This window comes from Rhodococcus sp. IC4_135 (assembly GCF_011602025.1).
In the GTDB taxonomy this organism is placed as follows: Bacteria; Actinomycetota; Actinomycetes; order Mycobacteriales; family Mycobacteriaceae; genus Rhodococcus_F; species Rhodococcus_F baikonurensis.
Map to the genome: position 1 here is coordinate 336,577 of NZ_JAAOLG010000004.1, position 23,838 is coordinate 360,414.

The window sequence follows — 23,838 nt, forward strand, 5'->3', positions numbered from 1 at the left end:
ACGCGCTACTCCTCGCTACTCCGCAGCCGCACATTCCCGTCGTGTGCGGTGATGCGGCCACGTAACAGTGTGGTCGTGACCCGAGCGGGCAATGTCATCGACTCGTACGGAGTGTTATGCGCGACACTCGCCAAGTCCGGACCGTGGACCGTCCACTCGGCCGACGGATCGACCAATGTCAGGTTCGCCGGCTCCCCCACCTCGATGGGGCGGCCCTGATCGTCGAGGCCCACGATTGCCGCGGGGCGCTCGCTCATGACCCGGGCAACGCCGCGCCAGTCCAACAGACCAGGCTGGACCATCGTCTGCACGATGATCGACAGCGCCGTCTCGAGGCCGAGCATTCCGGGACGAGCGGCCGCGAATTCGCAGCACTTGTCCTGCTCGGCGTGCGGAGCATGGTCGGTCGCGACGCAGTCGATGATGCCCTCGGCCAGACCCTTGCGCAGGGCAGCAACATCGCTGGCCTCACGCAAGGGAGGATTGACCTTGTTGATCGCGTCGTACGTCTCGAGCCGTGAATCGTCGAGGAGCAGGTGATGCGGGGTGACCTCGGCGGTGATCGAAATCCCTTGGCTGCGAGCCCACTTCACGAGTTCAACGGTTCCGGCGGTGGATGCGTGGCAGATGTGAACGCGAGCTCCGGCGTCACGCGCGAGGAGTGCGTCACGGGCGACGATCGATTCTTCGGCTGCTCGCGGCCATCCGGCCAGGCCGAGACGCGCGGCCGTGGGGCCCTCGTGGGCGACCGCACCGACGGTCAGGCGGGGCTCTTCGGCGTGCTGTGCGATCAGAACGCCCAGTGAGCTGGAGTATTCGAGCGCACGACGCATGATCAGTGGGTCGTAGACGCAGTGGCCGTCGTCGGAGAACATCTTGACCTTGCCGACGCCAGCGGCCATGGTCGCCATCTCGGCGAGCTGCTTGCCTTCCAGGCCTGCGGTGACTGCGCCAACGGGGTGGACGTCGACGAGGCCGACTTCCTGACCGCGTCGCCAGACGTGATCGGTGATGACCACCGAATCGGCGACGGGGCTCGTGTTGGCCATCGCGAAGACCGCGGTGTATCCACCCAGCGCGGCTGCCGAGCTACCGGTTTCGATGGTCTCGGTGTCTTCGCGGCCCGGCTCACGCAGATGCGTGTGCAGATCCACGAAGCCGGGAAGCAGGATCTGCCCGCCGGCATCGATCACCTCGGATGCCGTGGCCGGATCGAGGTCCACGCCGATCTCGAGGATCGTGCCGTCGCCGACGAGTACGTCGGTGGGCTCACCTTCTCCGTAGATCAGGACTCCGCGGAGCAGGACACTCACGGGTGATTCTCCGTTCTCGTTTCTCGTCACAGTGCGCCGTCCTCCGACCCGACCAGAAGTCGGAACAAGACAGCCATGCGCATGTGCACGCCGTTGGTAACCTGTTGCAGTACAGCAGTTTTCGAGGAATCGGCGACGGCGGATGCAATCTCCATGCCGCGCAGCATCGGGCCGGGGTGCAGTACCACCGCATGATCGGCCAGCATCGCCAGTCGCTTCTCGGACAGGCCGTAGTTGATCGAGTACTCGCGCTGCGACGGGAAGAAGCCGCCGTTCATGCGTTCGGCCTGAACCCGCAGCATCAGCACCGCGTCGAGGCCGGGCAGTTCGGCGTCGAGTGAATGCGAGACCGTGACCGGCCACGTGTGCGCCCCGACCGGCAGCAGTGTCGGCGGGGCAACAAGAACAACCTCGGCGCCGAGCATCGAGAGCAGCAGTGCGTTGGAGCGGGCCACGCGGCTGTGCAGAATATCGCCGACGATCGCGATCCGCTTGCCCTCGATGTCACCGAGACGCTGCCGAAGGGTCAAGGCGTCGAGAAGCGCCTGGGTGGGATGCTCGTGCGTACCGTCACCTGCGTTGATGACTGCCGGGCCACCGTCGTCGGCCGCTCCGGTCCACTTGGCGATCTGGTGGGCGGCACCCGAAGCCGGATGCCGCACGATGAGGGCGTCGGCACCCGCCGCGCGCAGGGTCATCGCGGTATCGCGCAGGGATTCGCCCTTGGACACCGAGGAACTCGATGCGCTGACGTTGATGACGTCGGCACTCATCCACTTGCCGGCCACCTCGAAGGACACCCGGGTGCGCGTCGAGTTTTCGAAGAACACCGTCATGACCGTGCGTCCACGCAGCGTCGGGAGCTTGCGTACCTCGCGTCCCAGAAGCGCCTGCTCGAAGCGTTCCGCCTCGTCGAGAAGTTCTACCGCGGACTCACGATCGAGGTCCGCGATGGAAAGAAGGTGCTTCACGCGCTCTTACCTCCGGAGATGACTACCGCTTCCCTGCCGTCGTGCTCCTGGAGGAGAACCTTGACGTCCTCGGACCTCGCGGTCGGGACGTTCTTGCCGACGTAGTCGGCACGCAGCGGGAGTTCGCGGTGACCACGATCCACGAGCACTGCGAGTTGGACCGCACGAGGGCGCCCCAGATCGCGCAACGCGTCCAGTGCCGAGCGCACAGTGCGACCGGAGAAGAGGACGTCGTCCACGAGAACGACCAGCGCATTGTCGACGCCACCTTCGGGGACGGACGTGCGCTCGAGCGGGCGATGAGGCTTGTTGCGGAGATCATCCCGGTAGAGCGTGATGTCGAGAGATCCGATAGGAAGACGCACACCGGAGAATTCTTCGATCTTGGCGCGCAGTCGCGTGGCGAGAGTGGTTCCACGCGTAGGGATACCGATCAGAACCACACGAGGGGCTGTTCCCTCGGGTCCGTCGAGTGCGGTTTTCTCGATGATCTCGTGAGCGATCCGCGCGATGGTCCGGCCCACATCCTGGGCGGACAACAATTCGCGGGTCTCGCTACCTGCCTCGGCACCGACCGGCGCCTTCGCGTTATCTGGACCTGCAAGATCGGATGGGCGAGACCCTTCGGGCACGCTCATGCTGCGACCTCCTTCTCCGCCTCACTGGACGGATCGTTAAAGGATGTCTGACGGTCCCCACCCTATCAGCCGACAGACCTGATCCCGCCGTGCGAGCAGTGACTCTGACCGGTTGTGTGCAGACACACAACTCGCGCAGTGACATCTGTGCGACTCGCGCAGTGACATCTGTGCGACTCGCACGGCGGGTGGTGGAACAAGACTTGCTACTCGGTACCGGAATCCGATTCCTGCGCGCGCTGCGAGGTCGCCGCTGCTGCCGATCGAACCTGCGGCGCAACGAGAACGACCTGGCCGAGGATTCCGTTGACGAATCCCGGAGAGTCGTCCGTCGAGAGCTGCTTGGCGAGTTCGACGGCCTCGTCCACGGCGACAACCGGAGGAACGTCCGTCGCGTGGAAGAGCTCCCACACGGCGATACGCAGAATCGCACGGTCGACGGCGGGCAGACGCTCGAGCGTCCAGTCCTGCAGATGCGAGGAGATGACCTGATCGATCCGGTCCAGATTCTCCGCGACTCCGGACACCAACGTGACGGTGTAGGCCGCGACAGGCGCTACCGCGTCGTCCTTGACGGACAGGTCGGAACGCTCCGACGCGAGTGCGACCGGATCGAGGTCACGTGCCTCGGCTTCGAAGAGGAAGTCGACGGCACGCTTGCGCGCCTTGTGGCGTGCACCGAGTTTCTTATGTGTGCCGGACACTCAGGAATTCACACGCCCGAGGTAGTTGCCGTCACGGGAATCGACCTTGAGCTTGTCACCGGTGTTGATGAAGAGCGGGACGTTGATCTCGGCACCGGTCTCGAGGGTGGCAGGCTTGGTGCCGCCGGTGGAGCGGTCGCCCTGCAGGCCCGGATCGGTGTGCTTGACGACGAGCTCGACCGTGACCGGAAGCTCGACGAAGAGGGGAACGTCTTCGTGGGTCGCGACCTGGACGGCCATGTTCTCGAGCAGGAAACGCGACTGGTCGCCGACGGTGGATTCGCTGATCGACACCTGGTCGTAGGTGTCGCCGTCCATGAAGATGTAGTCGCTGCCGTCGTGGTAGAGGTACGTCATGTCACGACGGTCGACCGTGGCGGTCTCGACCTTCACACCGGCGTTGAACGTCTTGTCCACTACCTTGCCCGAGAGCACGTTCTTGAGCTTGGTGCGCACGAAGGCAGGGCCCTTGCCGGGCTTGACATGCTGGAACTCGATGATCGTCCACAGCTGGCCTTCGATCTGCAGAACCAGACCATTCTTGAAATCACTGGTGGAAGCCACTTGCTTCGCGTCTCCTAGGGGTCGGGAAACCGTCTCAGACGACGGTAAGGTCTTTTGCGGTCAGTGTGAGCAGCTCTGGCCCCTGCTCACGAACTACGAGCGTGTCCTCGATCCGTACACCTCCGCGCCCGGAGAAGTACACGCCCGGCTCGACGGTCACCGCCGCGCCGGAAAGAAGTGTACCGGTGCCGAGCTTGCCGATCCCCGGTGCTTCGTGGATTTCGAGGCCGACACCGTGGCCGAGGCCGTGCAGGAACAATTCGCCGTACCCTGCATCGTCGATCACCGCACGGGCGACGGCGTCGACTTCCGCACATTCGACACCCGGCGCGAGCGCGTCGCAACCGGCAGCTTGAGAACGCGCGACAAGCTCGTAGATCTCCCGTTGCCAATCGGAAACGGACTCGAGCACGTAGGTACGGGTCATGTCCGAGTGGTACCCACCGACCTGAGCCCCGAAGTCGAGTTTCACGAAGTCACCCGACGCCAGGATTGCGTCGGTCGGTCGGTGATGCGGAATTGCCGAGTTGGCGCCGGCCGCGACGATCGTCTCGAACGAAATACCGTCCGCACCGTTGTCGAGCATCAGATTTTCCAGCTCGCGGCCGACCTCTCGTTCCGTTCGGCCAGGTCGCAGACCACCGCGAGTGATCAACTGTGCCAACGCGACATCGGCTGCGGTGCACGCGGCGCGCAACAACTCCACCTCGTGCTCGTCCTTGACCATGCGCAACTGTTCGACAAGTCCGCTCACCGGTTCGAACCGGATCTTCGGCGCCGCCTCGGTCCACGCCCGATGTTCGGCGAACGTCGCCACGTGTGACTCGAATGCGAGAACGGGCGCCGTGGACTTCTCGATCAAGTGCGCAGCACTCGAACGGGCGATTTCGGCACGAAGGTCAGGTACCTGCTCCGCGACCTGCGTCACGTAACGGCCGTCGGTGCAGATCACCGTCTCGCGTTCGTCGGACGCTGAATCGGATGCACTGACGACGAGCGCCGCATTCGAACCGGTGAAACCGGTGAGGTATCTGATGTTGAGGAGATCTGTGACGAGAATCGCGTCGAGTTCGCGCTCCGAGAGGAGGCGTCTGAGGGATTCACGGCGTGTTCTGAAGTCGACCGGCATCCCTCGAACCTACCGCCCGCGCAGACCGGCCGATCAACTCGAAACTCACGGTTACAGCAATAAGTGTGGGTTAGGCCACAAGGTGTAATGGGTTCTAGTTAGGCTGTACCCATGAATGCGTGGTTGGTACGTGGCCTCGGCATGGCCCTGATACATGTTGTGTTTCGTGCGTTGCTCGGTGCAGCGATCGCACAGTGGCCACTTCAGGGGTCCACCCTGCGCTGGCTGTCCCTGTTGATCGTCATCGTCTTCGCCGCGATCTGGGGTGGTATCGACGGCATTCGTGACCGCCGGAACTTCCCCGAACCCGAGGACGGCGCCGATCTGACCATGCTGTGGCTCAAGGCCGCGTTGGTCGGAGGGTTCGTCGCCGGTGCTGCCAGCTGGGCACTCAGCCTCGTCCCTTCCCTCGAGCTGACCCAGCAGGGCTTGTTCTTCGAGGTGACGTCGGGTGCGGCGTTCACGATTCTTCTCATCTTCGTCCCCGCCATGATCGCCATCACCGTCGGACGCTTCTTCGTCAGCCGCGAACAGCGCAAGAACGGAACAGCTCCGCAGACCCCGACCCACGAGCGTCACCGCGAACCCGTGCCCGTCAGCGAGGGCTACGACTCCCCCACCGAGCAGCACGCGTACAGCGGAGCCGCCATGTCCGTCGAGGAATCCGACGCCGATACCGCGGTCTTCCCGGCGATCGATCTGGGCAAGCGCGAGCAGTAACGCCCACCGTCTACACAACCGAATGCGGCCCCGAGGATATTTTCCTCGGGGCCGCATTCGTGTGGCTGGGTTTTCGACTTCCCTCGTTCAGCCCCGCTCGGCGAGGAATCTGATCGCCAGCGGGTACGCGGCGACGCCGAGTCCGACGATCACGCCGGTCGCAATCGGGCTCAGGTAAGAATGGTGCCGAAACTCTTCTCGCGCATGAACGTTCGAGATGTGCACTTCGACGAGACCTGCGGTCAGTTCGGCGCATGCATCTCGCAGGACCACCGACGTGTGCGTCAAGCCACCGGCATTGAGGATCACGGGTTCCCCCGCGTCCGCCGCGTCGTGGATCCAGCCGAGCAGATCACCTTCGTGATCGCTCTGACGAACGACGACCTCGACGCCGAGCTCCTTGCCTGCCGCGACACACAATTCGATCAGGTCGTCGTGTGTGGTCGCGCCGTAGACCTCGGGCTGACGCTTACCCAGACGTCCCAGATTGGGTCCGTTGACGACGTTGATCTTCACAGCAGGACCGTTCCGCCGGCCGGCCTCGCATCGCGGGCAATCGCGGAGTATGCCGCAACCAACAAGCTCGGATCCGGCCCTTCGAGGCGGCCCGGCTTGGCCAGACCGTCGAGGACCACGAAACGCAGCAGGCCGGCACGGTTCTTCTTGTCGGTCTGCATTCCCTTGAGCAGGTCACCGAAGGCGTCACCGTCGTAGGACGTCGGCAGCCCGACGAGATCGAGAATCGACTTGTGACGATCCGCGGTGGCATCGTCGAGTCGGCCCGCGAGCCGTCCGAGTTCGGCAGCGAAGACCAGTCCGACGGAGACGGCAGCACCGTGGCGCCACTTGTAGCGTTCACGACGTTCGATCGCGTGGCCGAGGGTGTGGCCGTAGTTGAGGATTTCACGCAGATCCGACTCGCGCAGATCCGCGGCCACGACCTTGGCCTTGACCTCGACGGAGCGTCGAATCAACTCGGGCAGAACAGTTCCCGACGGATCGAGAGCTGCCTTGGGATCGGCTTCGATGAGATCCAGGATTACCGGGTCGGCGATGAATCCGGTCTTGATGACCTCGGCCATGCCGGCGACGATCTCGTTGTGCGGCACCGTCTCGAGTGTCGCGAGATCGATGAACACCGCGCCGGGTTCGTGGAACGAACCGACGAGGTTCTTGCCCGCTTCGGTGTTGATACCGGTTTTGCCGCCCACTGCTGCGTCGACCATCGCGAGCAAGGTGGTGGGGACGTGAACTACCTTGACACCGCGCATCCACGTAGCAGCGACGAAGCCGGTGAGGTCGGTCGCCGCTCCCCCGCCCAAGCTCATGATCGCGTCGCTGCGAGTCAGGCCGATCCGGCCGAGCACATCCCAGCAGAAGCCGGCGACGGCAAGATCCTTGCCGTCCTCGGCATCGGGAATCTCGATACGGTGAGCGTCGATTCCCTTCTCCGCCAACGCAGCCCGTACGGCCTCCGCGGTCTCTGCCAGCGGCGGCTGATGGAAGATCGCGACAGTGCGCGCGCCGTCGAACTCGGCAACGAGATCACCGAGCAGGCCGCGGCCGATCACGACCGGGTAAGGACTTGCGGTCTTCACCTCTACACGTACGGGTTCGGTCACTGCTCCACTACTCCGCTCCGGTTGTTCATTTGTCTTGAAGTTTCGACACCAGTTGTCCGACGACACGCGCCGGACTTCGGCCGTCGGTCCGAATCCGAATCGTGGCCGAACGCCGGTACAGCGGACGACGACGCCTCATCAACTCCTGGTACTTGACCTTGGGATCTCCGCCGGCCAGCAGCGGACGATGATTGTTCGCCCCGGTGCGGCGAAGCCCTTCGGCGACACTGATCTCGAGGTAGATGACCGTGTGACCCTGGAGCAGTTCGCGGGTGCGATCGGAGAGGATCGCGCCACCGCCGAGGGAGACGATGCCGTCGGTGGCCTCCAACGCTTCGCGAACCACCGATTCCTCGATCTCACGAAACCGAGGCTCGCCGTCATGGGTGAAGATCTCCGGGATCGTCCTACCCGTGGTCCGTTCGATCTCGGCGTCGGTATCGACCAATTCGAGTTCGAGTGCCTGTGCGAGACGTCGACCGATGGTCGATTTGCCGGCTCCGGGCGGACCGATGAGTACAGCCTTCGGCTTCATCGATACGTGAGTCCTATCGAGGCGGCCGGGCTGCGATGCCCTCGGCGTAACGACGGTAGTTGGCAGTGGTTTCAGCAATGGAATCACCACCGAACTTTTCGAGTGCAGCCTGAGCCACGACAAGCGCAACCATCGACTCGGCGACGACGCCGGCGGCCGGAACCGCGCACACGTCGCTGCGCTGGTGGATGGCAACCGCTTCCTCGCCGCTCTCCATGTCGACCGTCGCCAGAGCGCGCGGAACGGTCGAGATCGGCTTCATCGCGGCGCGAACTCGCAGAGCCTCACCATTGGTCATGCCACCTTCGATACCGCCTGCGCGGTTCGTGGAACGCACGATGCCGTCGGGGCCCGGACGGATCTCGTCGTGAGCCTCGCTGCCACGACGGCGCGCGGTCTCGAAGCCGTCACCGACCTCGACGCCCTTGATGGCCTGAATTCCCATGAGGGCAGCGGCAAGTCGTGAATCGAGACGCTCGGCGCCACTGACGAAGGTGCCGAGTCCGACTGGCAACCCGTGGATGACGACCTCGACGACGCCACCGAGGGTGTCGCCGTCCTTCTTGGCCGATTCGATTTCGGCGATCATCGACTCTTCGGCGGCCTTGTCGAAGGCACGGACCGGGCTCGCGTCGATCGCGTCCAGATCCTTGCCCTCCGGCACAGGACCGACGTACGGCTCGGAAGCGCCGATGGAGATGACGTGTGAGACGACCTCGGCACCGAACACCTGACGCAGGAACGAACGCGCGACGGTTCCGGCGGCTACTCGGGCTGCGGTCTCGCGAGCGCTGGCACGCTCGAGGACGGGACGCGCATCGTTGAAGCCGTACTTGAGCATGCCGCTGTAATCGGCGTGGCCGGGACGCGGGCGCGTCAGCGGGGCATTGCGTGCCTGATCGGCGAGCAGGTCGGGGTCGACCGGGTCGGCGGACATGATGGTTTCCCACTTGGGCCACTCGGTGTTGCCGATTTCGATGGCCACGGGGCCACCGAGCGTAAATCCGTGGCGGACACCGCCGATGATGGTGACCTTGTCGGCCTCGAACTTCATCCGTGCGCCACGGCCGTAACCGAGTCGACGACGGGCAAGTTCGGACGAGATGGCCTCAGAGGTCACTTCGACCCCCGCGACCATGCCCTCGAGCATCGCAACGAGGGCGGGACCATGGGATTCTCCGGCAGTTATCCAACGCAGCACGCCGACCATCTTTCCACGTCGCAGACCTCAGTTGTCACAGTGGCCCTCCGGGTGAACGCAGATGGCCCACACGCACGATGCGTGTGGGCCATCTCAGAGGTTCCTGCGGGTCTAGAACAGGCGGAATCCTCCACCGTTGGCATTGATGTCAGCCAAACCGATGTTGATGTCCGCCGAGTTGTCGGGAGCATGGAACGGCGGCGGGAGCGGCTCGAAGCAGTACGGTTCGAAACCGTTGCTGATCAAGCCGACCAGGCGATCACCGACGACAAGCGGTCCACCGGAGTCACCGGGAATCGAGCAGGTGTGCTCGACGATCTCACCGTAGACGGAGTCGTAACCCCAGGTGATACCGCACGTGTTGCCGGTCGATCGACCTTCCTTGCAGACGATCGTGCCCGGTGCCGGCGGGGCGCCGATTCCGTTGATCGTCGTGCCGCCGACGGTACGCAGCGGGGCAACCTTTGCGTCGTCGAGATCGATCACTGCGATGTCCGAGACCGGACTCGAGTAGGTGAACCGGCCGATGGGGCCGGCTTCGGGCAGGTATTCGGCGAACACCCGGTCCCCGACAACTCCACAATGTCCGGCGGTGAGTGCCACGAGCGAACCGGCGTTGTCATAGCCGACCGCGGTCAACGTGCACGCCGCAACTTGGTCGGGATTGGAGTGATCCACGTCCGGCAGCAGGATTCCTGAGCCCCCGCCCAGTGCCACCGACGAAGGTGCAGGCGCGGCGCCGGCGACGCCTGCCCCTGCGGCCACAGCAGCCAAACAGGCTGCCGCAGCGACGAAAAGCCTTGTGCGCATAGGTTCCCCCGATAATCGAGTGCGAAACGAGATTCGTTTTGTCCCATTTCCGAATGCTCAGTGAACGACAGCATGTGGACATTCGGCAAGTCCGACTCGCCGCATACTGGGACTGCGCGCTTGCAATACCCGCATTTATGAAACCGACGGTTACGTCTTTCCTGCAGATCACGGTTCGTCGTTGAACGGTCAATGACGCCAGACTTTCCGCCGATGTTGCACTCGTCACGTCAGCCAGGCAAACGTGATCGAACCGCATGCTGCCAGGCACATCGAAGGACCGTGCGGCAGGGGCGAATTGTGGGCAACCGGTCCCCTCTTTCGACGTCCGAGCGTCCGCAGTTCGAGCACGATCCCCAGGGTTGCGGTGAGCACCGACGCAGACACCAACGACCACAGCCAGGCGTCAGCACCCACCAATCCGGTAAGAGCGCCGAGTGGAAGAGAGAGTTTCGCATCGCCGACACCCATGGAACCAGGCGACATCACGTGCGCCAGGAGATGGATTCCGGCGAGCAGCACCGATCCCACCGCGGCCGCCCACACCGTGCCCGCCACCGTCGCGTAGAACATCACGACTGCGTAGCCGGGCAACGTGAAACTGTTGGGCAGCCGGCGCACGGCCAGGTCGACAGTCGAGATCGCGACGCACCACCACACCACGGCGAGACCGGAAAGCAACTGCACCACCGAGGTATTCAGCGCGCCGACCACAACCCAGCCTGTTGCGACGGCACACTGCGGCAGACAACAGAGAGCCACGACTGGTCGATAACCGTGTCGTCGCAACCAGCTGTCGACGATCGCCCGAGCACCGACACCACCGATTACCCCAGCGCCTACCAAGACCACGAACGTCCACATGGTTTCGAGCTTGGCGTCTGGCGTACGCCAGCGGCAGACTACGAATCGTCTTGTGGACTACCTCGACACTGTGTACAGAGCTAGGCGATAGCGGCAGCCATCGCCTCTCGCGGAGCGGGCTTGCCCGTGAACTGCTCTACCTGTCCGAAAGCCTGATTGAGCAACATCTCGAGGCCACCGATCACCGTGCCACCAGCCGCCTCGACAGCCGAAGCGAGTGGCGTCGGCCAGGGGTTGTAGATCGCGTCGAGGACAAATCGTGCCCTCCCCAGTTGCTGGGCGAAAGGCGCGGCCGCTTCTGCGGGAACGGTGCTGACCAAGACCGAGGATTCGGCGCAGATCCCACCGAGTCGTGCGTCGTCGAAAGAGGCCAGATCAATGCCCAACCCGACAGCACTGCCGCATTCGATGGCACCGGATGCTCGCCCCGGATCACGCGCGACCACGGTGACTGTCCGAACTCCCATGTCGGCCAACGCGACCAATGCCGGCCGCGCGGTGCCGCCCGCGCCGACGACTACCGCCGAAGTGCCGCTGAGATCGCCGACGCCGCCGGCGATCAACGCACCGCTGACTCCGTCGACGTCCGTGCAGTCGGCACGCCAACCGCCGTCGATGCGGACCAGGGTGTTCGCCGAGCCGATGGTCACCGCTCGCGGTGTGCGTTCGGTGGCGTAGTCGAGTGCTGCGATCTTGCCCGGCATCGTCACGGAGAGGCCGACCCATTCGGGGCCGAGTGAGTCAACGAGGGCAGGCAACTGCTCGCCGGTGCATTCGATCCGCTCGTAGGTCCAATCGCTCAGACCCAAAGCCTCGTACGCAGCAAGGTGCAGCAACGGCGACTTCGAGTGAGCGATCGGGCTTCCGAGAACTGCCGCCTTACGCGGCGTCGCGAGCGAAGTCGCGGTACTACCGTCCACTGTCGAGAATCCCACTTTGCTGTGCCAGTTCGATGTTGGCCAGATGCTCCTCGTAACTCTTGGTGAAGAGCGTCTGGCCTTCCTTGTTGATCGTGACGAAGTACAACCAGTCACCGGCCGCCGGCGATTCCACGGCCTTCAGCGCGTCGATGCTCGGCGAAGCAATAGGCGTCGCAGGCAGACCGGGCATTGCGTACGTGTTCCAGGGGGTGACGCGCTCACGGTCGGCATCCGTGGTGGCAACTTCGGTGGTGTCGAGTGAGTAGTTGACCGTGGAGTCGAACTGCAAAGGCTGATCGACTGCGAGTCGGTTGACGATCACCCGCGCGACCTTGGCCATGTCGCCAGGCAATGCCTCACGCTCGACCAGCGACGCTGCCACCAACAATTGGTACGGCGACATTCCGACTCCGCTGCCTGCTGTCAGGATCCCGGTGGCCTCGTATTTGGCGGCGCTGCCCTCGACCAACGAACGCAGGATCTCGGTCGGCGTCGCAGTGGGGTCGAAATCCCAACTGCTGGCGGCGATCAGGCCTTCGAGCTGACGGTCCTTGTCCGGCACGCTCTTGACCGACGACATCGCCCAGTCCGGCACGCCGAGCGAAGCCAGATCGGAAGATGCTCCCGCAGTGTTCAATTCGTCCGTCGAGACGCACTTCTGAGCGGAAACCGGGCCGACACAACTCGCCTCGGAAATGAGGTTGTAGATGCCCTTCTTGAGCGAGCCCGTCTGCGCGTCCGAACTGTCGTGCAGCTGACGACCCTCGGCGATGACAACACTGCCGACTCGGGAGTCCGGGGCAACCAAGGTGTCGAGTGCGCTCGCGGCGCTACTCTGCACCGGCACCTGGTAGAAGCCTGGTTGCACCTTCTGGATCTCCGACGGGTTGGCGATCGCGGCGTTGTAGAAAGCAGCGGAACTCGCGACGACGTTCTTCGCTTCCAGCGTCGCACCGATCTCCGATGCGGTTTCTCCACTGTTGATCTGGATGACCACGGGAGCGCCGCCCGGGCCGGCGAAGTCCTCCGCGGCCTTGTTGCGATCCATGTACCAGAGGGCACCGTATGCACCGACACCGAGAACCGCGATCACCAACACCAGGAGAGCGAGAACACCGACCTTCTTACCTCGCTTCGCGCGCTTGTTGCGGGCTTCGCGTTGCTTCCGTGCCTCCGCTCGCGACATGTGCGGCGGATCGATGTTCTGCGGCAGCGCACGCATGACCATGGTCTCGTCGTTGTCGAAGTCGAACGAACTGGTGGGCCGGCTTCCGCCGCCCTCATCCCACCGCGCGTTCACAGATCGCCCTCCAGTGCAGCGTCCTTCGACGACTCCCCTGGTTTCACAGCTCTACTCCGCTCGTCCAGCCAGCCTTGCAGGATTTCCACCGCCGCAGCCTGATCGATCATCGGTCGCTGACCGCGTGCCTTGACTCCACTTTCGCGGAGGTTGCGCGCAGCCGTGACGGTCGTCAGTCGTTCGTCGGACAGTCTCACCGGGATCGGTTCGACGGCCCGCTGCAGTCGTTTGGCGAATGCAGTCGCGATACCGGCGGCTTTACCTTGCTCACCGCGCAGCGTCTGTGGCAGTCCGACGATAACCTCAACGGCCTCGTATTCGGACACGATGGCGATAATGCGCCGGATATCCGGCGCGTCGGGCCCACGCTCCTTCGAGCGTGGAACCGTTTCCACCGGTGTCGCGAGGATGCCGTCGGGGTCGCTGGACGCGACGCCGATGCGAACGCTGCCGACGTCGATGGCGATACGCCGCCCGCGACCAGGGTCGTCGATGCCGGGGCGATCGGGACCCTGCTGCGTAGCCACCACCGTCAGCTGCCGCCCGCCAGCTCTCCGACTCTGTCCCGGATCGCATCGAGCGCCGCCGGGATTCCTGCGGAGTCCGAACCCGAACCCTGGGCCATGTCGGGCTTTCCGCCGCCGCGGCCACCGATCTTGGGACCGAAGGACGCAACCAGCTCACCGGCCTTCACACCGAGACCCTGGGCTGCCTTGCTGGATGCGACCACGAACGGGACCTTGCCGTCGACGTCACCGAGGAGAGCTACGACGGCAGGTTCGGAGCCGAGACGACCCTTGATGTCCGTGACGAGGCTGCGCAGATCGTTGCCGCCGACGCCCGCGGGAGCAGGCTCGGCGATGACGAGGACGCTGCCGATGCGCTTGGCCTTGGCGACGTACTCGCCCGCCGATGCCAGCACAGCCTTGGCCTTGGTCTGTTCGAGTTCCTTCTCGGCCACCTTCAGACGCTCGACGAGTGCCTCGACTCGGGCAGGGACCTCTTCCGAAGGAACCTTCAGCGAGGAGGACAGTCCGGCCAGCAGCGCACGCTCCTTGGCGAGGTAGCGGTAAGAGTCCAAACCGACGTACGCCTCGACGCGTCGGATTCCGGAGCCCACCGACTGCTCACCGAGCAGCGTGACCTGACCGATCTGAGCGGAGCTTCCGACGTGAGTGCCGCCGCACAGTTCCATCGAGAACGGACCGCCGATTTCGACGACGCGAACCTCGTCGCCGTAGTTCTCACCGAAGAGTGCCATCGCACCCATCGCCTTGGCCTTGTCGAGATCGGTGACAAAGGTGTTGACCGCGTAGTTCGACGCCACGGCTTCGTTGGTGAGTGCCTCGATGTCCTGCTTCTGGGAATCGGACAGCGCGCCCTGCCAGGAAAAGTCGAAGCGGAGGAAACCCGGCTTGTTGAGAGAGCCCGCCTGCACCGCGTTGGGGCCGAGCACCTGACGCAGCGCCGCGTGCACCATGTGGGTACCGGAGTGCCCCTGGGTTGCGCCCTTGCGCCATTCGGCATCGACGTGCGCGAGGACGACGTCACCCTCGGTGATCTCGCCCTTCTTGACCGTCACCTTGTGCGTCCAGACCTTCTTGGCGATCTTCTGCACGTCGTTGACCTTGGCTTCGAGGCCCGGAGCGGTGAGCGAACCGATGTCGGCGATCTGTCCACCGGACTCTGCGTAGAGCGGGCTTCGGTCGAGGATGACCTCGACGTCCTGGCCTGCCTTCGCCACCGGCACACGGACGCCGTCGACGATCAGCGCGAGGACGTGAGCCTCGGAGACGAGCTCGTCGAAACCGGTGAACTCGGTGGCGCCTCGATCGAGCAGTTCCTTGTAGACCGTCAGGTCCGCATGCGCGTGCTTACGCGCTTGAGCATCGTCCTTGGCGCGCTTGCGCTGCTCGGCCATCAGCGTGCGGAAGCCGTCTTCGTCGACTGTGAGACCGGCCTCGGACGCCATTTCGAGCGTGAGGTCGATCGGGAAGCCGTATGTGTCGTGCAGTGCAAATGCCTGATCGCCGGCGATGACCGACTTTCCGGACGACTTGACCGTCTCGGCAGCATTCTCGAACAGGGCCGATCCCGACGCCAGCGTCTTGAGGAACGCGGTCTCCTCACCGACGGCAACGTTCTCGATGCGCGTGAAGTCGGTTTCCAGAACCGGGTACGACGGCGCCATCGTGTCGCGGACGACGATCATGAACTCGCGCATGGTGGGCTGCTCGCTGCCGAGCAGTTTGGCCGAGCGCACGATGCGACGCAGCAACCGGCGCAGGACGTATCCGCGGCCGTAGTTACCGGGGTTCACACCGTCGGCGATCAACATCGCTGCAGTGCGTGCGTGGTCGGCGATGACGCGGAAACGAACGTCAGACGTGTGATCGGTCCCGTACACACTGCCGGTCAGTTCGGCGGCCTTGTCGATGACGGGGCGGAGAAGGTCTGTCTCGTAGACGTTTTCGACGCCCTGCAGGAGGAACGCGACGCGCTCGACGCCCATGCCGGTGTCGATGTTCTTCTTCGGCAGCGGTCCGAGGATCGGGTAGTCGCCCTTGTTGGTGCCCTCGCCGCGCTCGTTCTGCATGAACACGAGGTTCCAGATCTCGATGTAGCGATCCTCGTCGGCTTCGGGGCCACCCTCGACGCCGTATTCGGCGCCGCGGTCGTAGAAGATCTCCGAGCAAGGTCCACACGGTCCGGGGATACCCATGGACCAGTAGTTGTCCTTCATCCCGCGGCGCTGGATGCGCTCTTCGGGCACTCCGACCTCGTCGCGCCAGATCGAAAATGCTTCGTCGTCGTCGAGATAGACGGTTGCCCACAGGCGCGTGGGATCGATGCCGTATCCGCCGTCCTCGACCGAACCTGTCAGCAACTGCCAGGCGTGGGAGATGGCTTCCTTCTTGAAGTAGTCACCGAAGGAGAAGTTGCCCGCCATCTGGAAGAAGGTGTTGTGGCGGGTGGTGATGCCGACCTCTTCGATGTCCAGGGTGCGGACACACTTCTGCACGGACGTCGCCCGTGAGTAGGACGGCGTCTGCTGCCCGAGGAAGAACGGCACGAACGGAACCATGCCCGCGTTGACGAACAGAAGGTTCGGGTCGTCGAGAATCAGCGAGGCGCTGGGCACCTCGGTGTGGCCGGCCTTGACGAAGTGGTCGAGGAATCGCCTGCGGATCTCGTGGGTTTGCACTAACCGGTCCTTACCTTCAAGAGCGTCGAGCTATGGGTGTCCAGACTAACGCGTCGACCGGTGGAACCTGGCAGGCGTCAGCCACGAACTATTCGGCGGAGTTTGCTCACCCGATCGGCGATCTCTCGCTCGTTGCCGTGCGCGGTGGGCTGGTAATAGTCGACACCCACCAGATCGTCCGGTGGATACTGTTGCCGCAGAACACCATCACGTGTGTCGTGCGGGTACTTGTATCCGACTGCGTTGCCCAATTGCTCGGCACCCTTGTAGTGCCCGTCACGCAGATGCGGCGGTACCAGTCCGGATTTTCCGGCGGCCACGTCGGCCATGGCTGCACCGAGAGCAGCGATGACCGCACCCGATTTGGGAGCCGTCGCCAGATGAATGGTGGCCTGTGCCAGCGCCAGACGAGCCTCCGGCATACCGATGAGCTGCACTGCTTGCGCCGCGGCGGTGGCAGTCTGCAGCGCCGTCGGATCGGCCATGCCGATGTCCTCGCTGGCATGAACCACCAGCCGCCTCGCGATGAAACGAGGGTCTTCGCCCGCTGTCAGCATCCGTGCGAGGTAGTGCAGGGCGGCGTCGACGTCTGATCCACGAATGCTCTTGATGAAGGCGCTGATGACGTCGTAGTGCTGATCTCCGGCACGGTCGTACCGAACCGCGGCCTTGTCGACACTGGCCTCGACGGTCGCGAGGTCGAGCACCACCGGGCCTGACGCGTCACCTGCCGTGTCCAGTGCAGCTCCGGCGGCGGCCTCGAGTGCCGTCAGGGCTCGGCGTGCGTCGCCGGCCGCCAGACGAACGAGGTGTTCCATCGCGTCGTCGTCGATCGTGATCGCGCCCCCGAACCCGCGCTCGTCGGCGACGGCGCGTTCGAGCAGTTCCTGGACATCCGCAGCGGTGAGCGATTGCAGTTGTAAGACCAACGAGCGCGACAACAGCGCGGAGACGACGGAGAACGACGGATTCTCGGTGGTCGCGCCGACCAAGAGCACGATCCGGTTCTCGACCGCGGCGAGCAAGGCGTCCTGCTGGGTTTTGGAGAAACGATGAACCTCGTCGATGAACAAGACGGTCTGTTCGCCGTTCAGCAGACGACGGCGCGCAAGTTCGATGACACCGCGAACCTCCTTGACGCCGGCGGACAGAGCAGACAGAGCCTCGAACCGGCGGCCGGTTGCGCCCGAGATCAACGAGGCGAGAGTGGTCTTGCCGGTGCCGGGAGGTCCGTACAGAAGGACCGATGCTGCACCGGATCCCTCGACCATTCTGCGCAGCGGAGCGCCAGGGCCGAGCAGGTGCTGTTGACCGACAACCTCACCGAGGGTGAGCGGACGCATGCGGACAGCCAGTGGAGCCCCGGGCGGCACCGAGGACAAGGCACGCTCGGCTACCGACACGACATCTGGTTCGTCGACGATCGCGGATTCCTCCGGAGTTGCCTCGAACAGGCCGTCTTCCGCCACCACGCCGTCTTCCGCCACCACACTGTCTTCCGCTTGCCAATCGCTCACGAATCGACGCTACTAGAGACCACCGACGCCGGACACAACCCGCAGTTCCAGCCAGCCCGAACGTCCTCGGCGGAGGCGCTGTAATAGCGTTGTCGCCATGAGCACCTCCGAGATCGCCACCGTCCTCGCGTGGCACGATGCACTCAACTCCCAAGACATCGACACACTGCTGCAGTTGTCGAGTGACGACATCGAGGTAGGCGGCCCCAAGGGCGCGAGCCAGGGACTCGCAGCCTTGCGCGAGTGGGCCACCAACGCCGGCATCACCCTCGTCCCCGGCAAGATGTACGTCCACCACGGCGTGGTCGTCGTCGAACAGACTGCAACGTGGGCGGCCGAACCGGACAAGTCCGCGACTCTGGCCTCGGCTTTCCGAGTCGTGGCCGACCAGGTCACGTCGACGTTCCGGCATCCTGATCTCGAGACGGCGCTCGCGGCGACGGACCTGTCCGAGAACGATCTGGTCTCCGACAACTGAGGTGACTCGAACGAGAAAGGGCGTCCGTGCTGCGTGCACGGGCGCCCTTCTGCGTCTGTTCGGTCAGAGACTCAACTGAACTCGGTGCGCAGCGCCGCCACGACGTCGCGGGCGTGTGCCTCGACGGCGTCGTTGCCGGCGAGCTGCGCCGAACGCGCGAGCCTGGCCCAACGGCCGACCAAGGCGTCGGCGCGCGGGATCGAGAGATAATGCTCGCGGACGGCGGCGATACGCGAATGATCCTCGGGCAGATACAGATAGGTGCTGAGCCAGACCCAGATGAGTTGGGCCTCGACGATCCTGCGCCCCAACTCGGCTTCGTCGGCCAGGGCGGGCCACATCCCCACGACCTCGGCGCGCCAGGCGTCGACCATCGCCGACGCCCGCTCTTCGGTCAGGTCGATGTTGCACAGGCAACCGGGGAACGACACCAGTGCATAGGTGATGTCGAGGAGCGCGTCGCGGTAGCCACCCCACTCGTAGTCGAGGAACTGCACGCCGTCGTCGTTGACGATGATGTTGTCCGGGCACAGGTCGGACGGGCTGAAGGCACGGAATCGACCGCCGCTGAACAGTGTCTGCGCGTGCTGAACCTGCTCGAGAATGTCCGAACTCACATCGATGCCGAGACTTTCCACCAACATCGCGGGAACACCGGCCACTGCGCGGCCCACCTGATCCGCCACTTCGTCCGAGCAATGTGCAACTTCGGCACGACGCAGAAGCGCGGTGAAGTCGTCCTCACGGCCGACGGTCGCGGCGTGCATGCGGCCCATGGCCTGCGCCATGGCCATCAACGTGTGTGTGACGGTGTCCGGGTCGGAGTCTTCGAGCCGGACGCTGATTGCGGTGGCGTCGCCGAGATCACTCAAGATCAGGAGGCGAGCATCGAGGTCGGAGGCCAACAGTTCGGCACCGGGGCGTGCGTCCTTGGCAAGCGCGTTGGCGAACTGATACGACACCGCTTCACGAAGGAAAGCGGTCTCGACGTCGAAGTCGCCTTCGGACGCGGCCGGGAGCGCAATCGCTGTTTTGGTAGCTCCCTGGAAGTTGTCGCGGACCTGCTTGATCACCAGCGTCCGAGGCAGGGAGAACGGGTTCTCGGCGACACGTACGCGCAGCACGACGGTGCGGCCACTCCCCCCGAGATCGACTGGATCCACCAGGGTTACGGGTGCCCCTGTGCGGCGTGTCAGCAACTGCTCAGCAGCTGCGACGACTTCGGAAACGGGGTCTGCCAGTAATGCGGTCATCACCGACCAACTTACCCGTTAGTGACTCCGATCATGCCCGGCTCATCCGCTCACAGCGGAGAATTCAGGTAATCGCAGCGACAGAAGTTGCCGTCTACCTGCGGTGATGACAAAAGTCCCTAATCGCCACACCGCTTTACAATTCTCGCGAGAATATTGCTGTCGACGAGCAGAACTCCGGACCGGCGAATTCACGGACTCTTGTCCTCGTCGACAAAGCGGGAAATACCCTTCAACGCTGCTTCGAACTCCTCGTCGGCTCGCGTTCTGACCCAGAGAACAAGCACGCAGGCAATGACGATCCCGAGCAGGTTGACAGCCAGTTGCAGAGACGACAACCCGGCGATCCGCCACTCCCCGTTTGCTGCTGCCACCACTGCGAAACCGGCGGCAGGAACGGTAGTGACCGAGATGAACACCCCGACCAAGGCAGCGGACTTCGACGAGACGAGTGCCAGCATCCCAGCCGCACCGGCAAGAAGCGCGACGACAAACGAAATGGGCCCGACCTTGTAGACGAAATCGACCTCGTGGAGTGATTCGAGACTGACGACGTCCATCCACCCGAAGAACTTCACCACGAACGTGGCGGCAAGGGTCACTCCCATCGCGATGGGGAATCCGACGGCAAGGGCGAGAATCGAGCGTCGACGCAACCGTCGATCCCGCCGTACGAGTGCGACTGCCAAAGCAGCCAGCGGACCGAACTCCGGGCCGACGACCATGGCGCCCACGATCGTGATCTGAGAGTCGGTGACGACGCCGATCGCGGCCAGCAGACACGCGATCGTCAGGAACGCGACGAACAATCCGTTGAGAGTCGACTCTTCGCGAGTGCGGGACAGTAATTCCTCCCACACGACGGAGTCCGCGGGATCACCCGGCACGTCGTGTTCGGCTTTGCGGGCCGCCGCCGACAAGACAGTCTCGACCGGTACGAGCGTCATTCCGCCGTCCTCGGCGACGCCGAGTTCGTTCAGGGCGTCCACGACGTCGTTTGCCGCCTCACGGGCGACGTCGGCCTCCACCATGTCTCCGGCAGGATGAACCGCGACATCGCGCATCACGACGATGTGTGTCGCGCCCCGCTGCGACGCGAGCGCACCGAGAACTTGCTCGGTGCGCTCGGTCGGGCAGATCACCCGCAAATGCAGCATGGCGACCCGGTGTCGGCTCTACTTGGCTTCGCCGGTGTCGCCTTCGGACTTCTTGTCCTCTGACTTCTTCTCGGGCTTCGCGTCGATACCCGATTCCTTGCGCTGCTGAGCCGAGATCGGTGCCGGAGCATCCGTCAGCGGGTCGACGCCGCCGCCGGACTTCGGGAACGCGATGACCTCACGGATGGAATCCATACCGGCGAGGAGCGCGGTGATGCGGTCCCAGCCGAATGCGATTCCGCCGTGCGGCGGCGCACCGAAGGCGAAGGCGTCGAGGAGGAAGCCGAACTGCTCCTGCGCCTCTTCCTCGGAGATGCCCATCACCTTGAACACTCGTTCCTGAATGTCCTTGCGGTGGATACGAATACTGCCGCCGCCGATCTCGTTGCCGTTGCAGACGATGTCGTAGGCGTAGGCGAGAGCGGAATCCGGATCGGTGTCGAATGTGTCGAAGAACTCCGGCTTCGGCGACGTGAAGGCGTGGTGCACCGCCGTCCATGCGGAGTGGCCGAGCGCGACGTCACCGGATGCAGTGGCGTCTGCGGTCGGCTCGAACATCGGAGCGTCGACGATCCACACGAAGGCCCATGCGTCAGGATCGATGAGATCCTTCTTGCGGGCGATCTCACCACGGGCCGCGCCGAGGAGGGCGCGCATCGGCTTCGTTGCGCCGGCTGCGAAGAAGATGCAGTCACCCGGCTGAGCTCCGACGTGAGCAGCAAGGCCTTCACGCTCGGCGTCGGTCAGGTTCTTGGCAACAGGTCCACCGAGAGTGCCGTCTTCGCCGACCAACACGTACGCCAGGCCCTTGGCCCCGCGCTGCTTGGCCCATTCCTGCCAGGCGTCGAGTTGCTTGCGCGGCTGGCTTGCACCGCCGGGCATCACGACGGCGCCGACGTACTCCGCCTGGAACACACGGAAGGTCGTGTCCTTGAAGAAGTCCATGCACTCGACGAGTTCGATGTCGAAACGCAGGTCCGGCTTGTCGCTGCCGTAACGACGCATTGCCTCGGTGTAGGTCATGCGGTCGATCGGCGTCTTGATCTCGTGGCCGACGAGCTTCCAGAGCGCCGTCAGGATTTCCTCGGCAAGCAGGATGATGTCGTCCTGGTTGACGAAAGCCATCTCGATGTCGAGCTGAGTGAACTCGGGCTGACGATCGGCGCGGAAATCCTCGTCGCGGTAGCAACGCGCGATCTGGTAGTAGCGCTCGATGCCACCGACCATGAGGAGCTGCTTGAACAGCTGCGGGCTCTGCGGCAGTGCGTAGAAGCTACCGGGCTGCAGGCGTGACGGTACGAGAAAGTCACGGGCACCCTCTGGCGTCGAACGCGTGAGCGTCGGAGTCTCGACCTCGACGAACTCGTGGTGCGCGAGAACGCCGCGCGCTGCAGCACTTACCTTGGAACGCAAGCGAATTGCGGATCCGGGCCCTTCACGACGCAGGTCGAGGTATCGGTACTTGAGGCGTGCTTCTTCGCCGACCTGATCGTCGAGCTGGAACGGCAGCGGTGCGCTTTCGTTGAGAACCTCGAGTTCGGTGGCGTTTACCTCGATTGCTCCCGTGGGGATCTCGAAGTTCTGGTTGCCCTCGGGGCGAACCTCGACCGTTCCGGTTACGCGAACGCAGTATTCCGCGCGCAGACGGTGCGCCTGCTCGGCCACGTCACCTGCCCGGAAAACTACCTGCGCAACTCCGGATGCATCACGGAGATCGATGAAGATCACTCCGCCGTGATCACGACGCCTGGCTACCCAACCGGTGAGCGTTACGGTCTGCTCTGCCTGCTCGGGTCGCAATGAACCGGCGAGATGTGTGCGCAGCACGGGATTCCTTTCGAACTACTTCCAATAACCGACGACCGACTACTTTGCCTGCGATCCTACGGAGCGAACTGCGCAGAGCGGAAACGCGGACCCGCATCGCATGCGAAGCTATCTCCAGAAGTGACGGCAAGCACTTGTTCACGACAGCAGAAAGCGGACATAGATGACCTTCAACGAGGGGGCCCGCGGCGAAGCGGGACGCGTTCAGGTTCAAGGCGGCGGGGGCGGCGGTGGCCGCGGCGGCAAAATCGCGATCGGCGGTGGCGCGGGCGGCATCATCGTTCTGATCCTGGCGCTGTTGTTCGGCGGTGACCCCGGCTCACTCCTGGGCACGTCCACCGAAACTTCGAGTTCGTCGACCGGACTGTCGTCGGTCGACGAGTGCACCGGCGCTCAGGCAAACGCCGATGTGAACTGCCGCGTCACACTGACCGTCGGAAGCCTCGACGACGTTTGGGAACAGCAGTTGGTCAAGCAGACCGGCACGGCGTACGTGCGCCCCGAAGTTGTCTTGTTCAGCGGTTCGGTCAACACCGGGTGTGGCCAGGCGTCGAGTGATGTCGGTCCGTTCTACTGCCCGGCCGATCAGACGGCGTACTTCGACACGAGTTTCTTCCAATTGCTCGTCGACCGTTTCGGTTCCAGTGCCGGACCGCTCGCACAGGAATACGTGGTCGCTCACGAGTTCGGACATCACATCCAGAATCAGCTCGGCGACATCGGCCGCGCGCAGGCCGACCCGCAGGGTGAGGAGTCCGGCGCGGTTCGCACCGAACTCCAGGCCGATTGCTATGCCGGCGTCTGGGCTCATTTTGCCGACACGATTCCCGACGAGGCAACCGGTCAGCCATTTTTGAAGCCACTGTCGAAGAACGATATTCGCGACGCTCTGTCAGCAGCATCGTCGGTGGGCGACGACCGTATCCAGAAGTCGACGACGGGTCGAGTCAACCCCGAAGGATGGACACACGGTTCCTCCGCGCAACGCCAGGCGTGGTTCGCCACCGGGTACCAAACGGGCCAGATCTCCTCGTGCGACACCTACTCGGCGAGGGATTTGAACAACCCGCCCGATCTGAAGCGGTAGAGAAACCACGAAACCATCCCGCC

General features: G+C 64.0%; 23 protein-coding genes. 3 read left to right on the forward strand and 20 right to left on the reverse strand.

Features of this window, described 5'->3' with window-relative positions; translation table 11 throughout:
• Positions 1–5: 5 nt before the first annotated feature.
• The 6 genes from G8767_RS11615 to G8767_RS11640 all read right to left on the reverse strand — a co-directional run bounded on the left by G8767_RS11615 (position 6) and on the right by G8767_RS11640 (position 5,319).
• The gene (locus G8767_RS11615) at positions 6–1,313 is read right to left on the reverse strand and encodes a dihydroorotase (RefSeq protein WP_003944990.1); all 1,308 of its coding nucleotides are present in this window, start codon (positions 1,311–1,313) and stop codon (positions 6–8) included.
• Between the two features lie 26 nt (positions 1,314–1,339).
• Positions 1,340–2,284: an aspartate carbamoyltransferase catalytic subunit gene (locus G8767_RS11620; RefSeq protein WP_003944883.1), complete on the reverse strand. Its 945-nt coding sequence runs from the start codon at positions 2,282–2,284 to the stop codon at positions 1,340–1,342.
• Entirely contained in the window at positions 2,281–2,922 is a 642-nt protein-coding gene (pyrR, locus tag G8767_RS11625) for a bifunctional pyr operon transcriptional regulator/uracil phosphoribosyltransferase PyrR (RefSeq protein ID WP_095970210.1), read from the reverse strand. Before pyrR ends, G8767_RS11620 begins: the two co-directional genes overlap by 4 nt.
• Positions 2,923–3,128: 206 nt before the next feature.
• Entirely contained in the window at positions 3,129–3,626 is a 498-nt protein-coding gene (gene nusB, locus G8767_RS11630; RefSeq protein ID WP_007728014.1) for a transcription antitermination factor NusB, read from the reverse strand.
• The gene (efp, locus tag G8767_RS11635; RefSeq protein WP_003944958.1) at positions 3,627–4,190 is read right to left on the reverse strand and encodes an elongation factor P; all 564 of its coding nucleotides are present in this window, start codon (positions 4,188–4,190) and stop codon (positions 3,627–3,629) included.
• Between the two features lie 34 nt (positions 4,191–4,224).
• Positions 4,225–5,319, reverse strand: a complete 1,095-nt coding sequence (locus G8767_RS11640) for a Xaa-Pro peptidase family protein (RefSeq protein ID WP_166810219.1) — start codon at positions 5,317–5,319, stop codon at positions 4,225–4,227.
• Between the two features lie 111 nt (positions 5,320–5,430).
• Here G8767_RS11640 and G8767_RS11645 point away from each other — a divergent pair, with 111 nt between their 5' ends.
• Positions 5,431–6,039: a B-4DMT family transporter gene (locus tag G8767_RS11645; RefSeq protein WP_124568642.1), complete on the forward strand. Its 609-nt coding sequence runs from the start codon at positions 5,431–5,433 to the stop codon at positions 6,037–6,039.
• 87 nt (positions 6,040–6,126) lie between these two features.
• Here G8767_RS11645 and aroQ read toward each other — a convergent pair whose 3' ends face one another.
• From aroQ to G8767_RS11700, 11 genes are all read right to left on the reverse strand, one after another.
• Complete coding sequence (gene aroQ, locus G8767_RS11650; RefSeq protein ID WP_095970213.1) at positions 6,127–6,555, reverse strand: type II 3-dehydroquinate dehydratase; 429 nt, start codon at positions 6,553–6,555, stop codon at positions 6,127–6,129.
• Entirely contained in the window at positions 6,552–7,661 is a 1,110-nt protein-coding gene (gene aroB, locus G8767_RS11655; protein ID WP_095970214.1) for a 3-dehydroquinate synthase, read from the reverse strand. Before aroB ends, aroQ begins: the two co-directional genes overlap by 4 nt.
• A 25-nt stretch (positions 7,662–7,686) precedes the next feature.
• Positions 7,687–8,196 carry a shikimate kinase gene (locus G8767_RS11660; RefSeq protein ID WP_095970215.1) on the reverse strand — a complete coding sequence of 170 codons (510 nt, stop codon included), beginning with the start codon at positions 8,194–8,196 and terminating at the stop codon, positions 7,687–7,689.
• A gap of 13 nt (positions 8,197–8,209) precedes the next feature.
• Positions 8,210–9,397: a chorismate synthase gene (gene aroC, locus G8767_RS11665; RefSeq protein WP_003944974.1), complete on the reverse strand. Its 1,188-nt coding sequence runs from the start codon at positions 9,395–9,397 to the stop codon at positions 8,210–8,212.
• A 111-nt stretch (positions 9,398–9,508) separates the two neighbouring features.
• Positions 9,509–10,207: a S1 family peptidase gene (locus tag G8767_RS11670; protein ID WP_095970216.1), complete on the reverse strand. Its 699-nt coding sequence runs from the start codon at positions 10,205–10,207 to the stop codon at positions 9,509–9,511.
• A 225-nt stretch (positions 10,208–10,432) separates the two neighbouring features.
• Positions 10,433–11,071 (reverse strand): A24 family peptidase, encoded by a 639-nt coding sequence (locus tag G8767_RS11675; protein ID WP_166810220.1) that lies wholly within the window; start codon positions 11,069–11,071, stop codon positions 10,433–10,435.
• Positions 11,072–11,151: 80 nt separating this feature from the next.
• A complete protein-coding gene (locus G8767_RS11680) occupies positions 11,152–11,991 on the reverse strand; it encodes a shikimate dehydrogenase (RefSeq protein WP_166810221.1) in 840 nt (279 codons plus the stop codon).
• Positions 11,981–13,291: an endolytic transglycosylase MltG gene (gene mltG / locus G8767_RS11685; protein ID WP_124568646.1), complete on the reverse strand. Its 1,311-nt coding sequence runs from the start codon at positions 13,289–13,291 to the stop codon at positions 11,981–11,983. Before mltG ends, G8767_RS11680 begins: the two co-directional genes overlap by 11 nt.
• On the reverse strand, positions 13,288–13,821 hold the full coding sequence (gene ruvX, locus G8767_RS11690; protein WP_003944838.1) for a Holliday junction resolvase RuvX: 534 nt from the start codon (positions 13,819–13,821) through the stop codon (positions 13,288–13,290). The genes mltG and ruvX overlap by 4 nt, the downstream gene beginning before the upstream one ends.
• Positions 13,822–13,823: 2 nt before the next feature.
• Positions 13,824–16,496 (reverse strand): alanine--tRNA ligase, encoded by a 2,673-nt coding sequence (gene alaS / locus G8767_RS11695; protein ID WP_166810222.1) that lies wholly within the window; start codon positions 16,494–16,496, stop codon positions 13,824–13,826.
• 77 nt (positions 16,497–16,573) lie between these two features.
• On the reverse strand, positions 16,574–17,899 hold the full coding sequence (locus G8767_RS11700; protein WP_235172296.1) for a replication-associated recombination protein A: 1,326 nt from the start codon (positions 17,897–17,899) through the stop codon (positions 16,574–16,576).
• A 211-nt stretch (positions 17,900–18,110) separates the two neighbouring features.
• Here G8767_RS11700 and G8767_RS11705 point away from each other — a divergent pair, with 211 nt between their 5' ends.
• A complete protein-coding gene (locus tag G8767_RS11705) occupies positions 18,111–18,491 on the forward strand; it encodes a nuclear transport factor 2 family protein (protein ID WP_095970221.1) in 381 nt (126 codons plus the stop codon).
• 71 nt (positions 18,492–18,562) lie between these two features.
• Here the strand turns inward: G8767_RS11705 and G8767_RS11710 are convergent, their stop codons facing one another.
• The 3 genes from G8767_RS11710 to aspS all read right to left on the reverse strand — a co-directional run bounded on the left by G8767_RS11710 (position 18,563) and on the right by aspS (position 22,728).
• Positions 18,563–19,744 carry a kinase gene (locus tag G8767_RS11710; protein ID WP_037131744.1) on the reverse strand — a complete coding sequence of 394 codons (1,182 nt, stop codon included), beginning with the start codon at positions 19,742–19,744 and terminating at the stop codon, positions 18,563–18,565.
• 191 nt (positions 19,745–19,935) lie between these two features.
• A complete protein-coding gene (locus tag G8767_RS11715; protein WP_166810223.1) occupies positions 19,936–20,901 on the reverse strand; it encodes a DUF389 domain-containing protein in 966 nt (321 codons plus the stop codon).
• A gap of 18 nt (positions 20,902–20,919) precedes the next feature.
• Positions 20,920–22,728, reverse strand: coding sequence for an aspartate--tRNA ligase (gene aspS, locus G8767_RS11720; RefSeq protein WP_166810224.1), 1,809 nt, complete (start codon positions 22,726–22,728; stop codon positions 20,920–20,922).
• 163 nt (positions 22,729–22,891) lie between these two features.
• Here aspS and G8767_RS11725 point away from each other — a divergent pair, with 163 nt between their 5' ends.
• Entirely contained in the window at positions 22,892–23,815 is a 924-nt protein-coding gene (locus G8767_RS11725; protein ID WP_166810225.1) for a neutral zinc metallopeptidase, read from the forward strand.
• Positions 23,816–23,838 lie beyond the last annotated feature (23 nt).